Consider the following 3,192-nt stretch of genomic DNA (forward strand, 5'->3'; position numbering starts at 1 on the left):
CTGCTTACTCCTCTGAGTCTGGCTCTGTGCGCTGAGGCTCCTCCTTGAGATCCTCAATGATTGCCTCTGCGATCTCTCTTTGCGTAGGTACAGGGCTCTTGAGCATATCAATGTTTTCTTGTGGTAGCCCCATCTCCTCTAGCTCCTCAAGGTCAAACTCGGACGAGAGAATGCGTAGAACATGGTCGATGGTCTCTATCTCAAGATCGGTCCTCTGGAGCAGCTCCGTGCGTGACGTGGTCAGGACGGCACGAGCCGTGTTCAGACCTATGTCTAGAAGCATCTTGATGACCCAGTCCTCAATCTCATCGCTAAACTCGGAGAGGTAGATATCCTCCTCGGTCGTATCGGCCGCATCACGGAAGACCTCAATCTCAAAGCCTGTCAGGACGGACGCCAGTTTGATGTTGCTAGCGTTCTTACCGATAGCTAGAGGTACATCCTCAGGCTGTAGGTAAACCTCCGCCTTTGCAGTCTCTGGGTAGAGCTTGATGGAAGAGACCTTGGCAGGGCTGAGCGCACGCTGTATGAATAGACTATCGTTTGACGTGTAGGTGAGGACGTCAATGTTCTCCCCATGTAGCTCCCGGACGATGCCACGTATACGGCTACCATTCATACCGACACAAGAGCCGACTGGGTCAATGCGGTCATCGTATGACTCAACGGCAATCTTAGCGCGGACACCTGGGATACGTGCTACACGCTTGATCGTGATCAAGCCGTCAGCGATCTCTGGTACGTTGATCTCGAAGAGACGCTTGAGGAACTCAGGGCTAGTGCGTGAAAGCGTGACACGAGGGTTGTTGTTCTCATTGTCCACACGAGCTATGACGGCATGGACGCTATCGCCCTTGCGGAAGTATTCGTCAGGGATCTGCTCGCTCTTGGGCATAATGAGCTCGTTGCCATCCTCATCGACGAGTAGGGTCTCCCGCTTCCATACTTGATAGACTTCAGCCGTAATCATCTCTCCTACACGCTCTATAAAGGCCTGGTAGAAGTGCTCCTTCTGCAGATCCAATATCTTGCTTGAGAGGGTCTGGCGTAGATTGACTATCGCGCGCCGACCGAAGGAGAGGAAGTCCACTGAGTCAGTTACATCATCTCCGATCTCAGCCTCGGGGTCTATCTCACGAGCCTCCGTGTAGGCCACCTGCTCGTTCTCCCGTTCGACCGCATCGTCAGCAACCACCTCGCGGGTGCGCCAGATCTCAAAGTCTCCGCTATCCGCATTGATGATCACGTCAAAGTTGTCGTCTGAGCCAAACATCTTAGCGAGGATGCTCCGGAAGGAGTCCTCTAATACGTGGAGCATCGTCTCCTCGTCGATGTTCTTCAGCTCTTTGAATTCAGTGAGTAGAACCTTTAAGCTCGTTGCTTCTTTCTTTCTAGCCATATATCTGTGTTGGATCTCTTCTGTGGGACTACTGTCTTAAGTAATGATGGGGTAGGGGCTCTATCAGAGTGCCTTGTCTAGGTCGTACGAGATACGCTTTAGCTGATCACGCTCGATGCGATGAGGCTCGATGATCTGCTGCTTTTTCTTCTTCTTACCATCCTGTATGATCTCCGTGCGCTCGACCTCTAGGACGACATACTCGGGTAGCTGATCCGCGCCCCTAGCACCGACCTCGATGAGCTTGCCGTGCCACTTCATCCCTGACGCGTCGACTGCCTGCACGGGCGCCTCCAGGTGACGGGTGTACTGCTCGTAGACCTGCCACGGATCGGAGAGACTAGGCGACGATACCTCTAGGGCATAGTCCTCCTCCTCGTCACGATCGTGTAGCTGTGTGATAGCTCTAGAGATCTCGACACAGCGAGAGATGGGCAAGCCTCCCATGGCATCGACCACTACTCGGATCTGATCTCCTGGGCTACTAGTTACCTCCACGACGAACTCGTCCTCGTGGAGCATCTGCTCTATGTCTGTGCGGAGTACTGCTAGATCTATCATGATACTCGATGGTTATATACAAAAAGGAGGGAACCGCTGTCGCATGGCTTCCTCCTCCATACCTAAGCTGAGTCAACTGCTCGTGAGCCGTACGACCTCAACCGGTTCATTACGATGCAAAGATAGTAATATTTCTTCAGATAGCATACTGTCTATCCGATGCAAGGTAAATAAGCCACCTAGGTAATGATGGAAGAATCAAAAATGCCAAGCCCCTCTACCTCATAACCCTTACCAAACTAAGGGATAGGAGGCGGAGGGGCTGCTGTATCGTGTAGCGTAGAGCTTAGCGAAGTGTCTCTAAAAGATGCCTACTCGTGTGTTGCTACAGAGACGAAGCTACGATCTCCTCTCGTCTGAGAGAAGACGACCGTGCCGTCTGTAAGTGCATAGAGAGTATGATCCTTGCCCATGCCCACGTTCTCACCAGGATGGTGCTGCGTACCTCTCTGACGTACGATGATATTACCAGCCTTGCAGGCTTCACCTCCAAAGATCTTAACGCCTAGGCGTTTGCTTTCGGATTCGCGTCCGTTCTTGGAGCTTCCTACACCTTTCTTATGTGCCATGATTCCTTAGAGTCTTTAATTATCCTACGATTTGCTTTACTAGTATCTCGGAGAACTGCTGGCGATGCCCTCTGAGCTTGCGATAGCCCTTTCTCCGCTTCTTGTGGAAGATCAGCACCTTCTCACCCTTGACGAGTGGAGATACGACCTCACATACTACCTGTGCGCCCTCGATCGTCGGGGCTCCTACTGCTACTGCTCCGTCCTTGTCGAGGAGCATAACCCGGTCAAAGGTAACCTCTGCACCCTGCTCCACCTCGCGGATATGATGCACGAAGAGCTTGCGACCCTCCTCTACCTTAAACTGCTGACCTTGGATTTCAACAATTGCGTACATTACGTTCGTCTGTTACTATTATTATATAGTCCCGTAAGGTGGCAGCCTACAATCAATCTGCGCTTGACAAACCCTACTTAGGAAGTAAATCGACTGCAAAGGTACAAAAAACTTGACACCCCGCAAGCGTACCCCCGCTGAGAATCGAACTCAGATCTAAAGTTTAGGAAACTTCTATTCTATCCGTTGAACTACAGGGGCGTTGGGATACTTGCATATGAAGCCTGTGTCACAGAGCCTGTAAACCGCTTCGTACCATTGCCACTGCAAAGGTACGCAATAAAACGGTACCACCAATTGAAGAAATCCCCTTCAGACTACTATTA

4 protein-coding genes and 1 tRNA gene are annotated in these 3,192 nt (G+C 51.4%); all 5 read right to left on the bottom strand.

Annotation, left to right across the window (positions count from 1 at the left end; all coding sequences use genetic code 11):
- Positions 1 to 4: 4 nt before the first annotated feature.
- The 5 genes from nusA to Q0X57_RS07940 all read right to left on the bottom strand — a co-directional run bounded on the left by nusA (position 5) and on the right by Q0X57_RS07940 (position 3,067).
- Positions 5 to 1,399, bottom strand: coding sequence for a transcription termination factor NusA (gene nusA / locus Q0X57_RS07920; protein ID WP_297729919.1), 1,395 nt, complete (start codon positions 1,397 to 1,399; stop codon positions 5 to 7).
- Between the two features lie 63 nt (positions 1,400 to 1,462).
- The gene (locus Q0X57_RS07925; RefSeq protein WP_007365324.1) at positions 1,463 to 1,960 is read right to left on the bottom strand and encodes a ribosome assembly cofactor RimP; all 498 of its coding nucleotides are present in this window, start codon (positions 1,958 to 1,960) and stop codon (positions 1,463 to 1,465) included.
- Between the two features lie 311 nt (positions 1,961 to 2,271).
- Positions 2,272 to 2,529 carry a 50S ribosomal protein L27 gene (gene rpmA / locus Q0X57_RS07930; protein WP_007365330.1) on the bottom strand — a complete coding sequence of 86 codons (258 nt, stop codon included), beginning with the start codon at positions 2,527 to 2,529 and terminating at the stop codon, positions 2,272 to 2,274.
- A gap of 19 nt (positions 2,530 to 2,548) precedes the next feature.
- Positions 2,549 to 2,866, bottom strand: a complete 318-nt coding sequence (gene rplU / locus Q0X57_RS07935; protein ID WP_007365346.1) for a 50S ribosomal protein L21 — start codon at positions 2,864 to 2,866, stop codon at positions 2,549 to 2,551.
- A gap of 129 nt (positions 2,867 to 2,995) precedes the next feature.
- Positions 2,996 to 3,067 (bottom strand) — tRNA-Arg (locus tag Q0X57_RS07940).
- Positions 3,068 to 3,192 lie beyond the last annotated feature (125 nt).

Source organism: uncultured Porphyromonas sp. (genome assembly GCF_947254915.1).
In the GTDB taxonomy this organism is placed as follows: domain Bacteria; phylum Bacteroidota; class Bacteroidia; order Bacteroidales; family Porphyromonadaceae; genus Porphyromonas.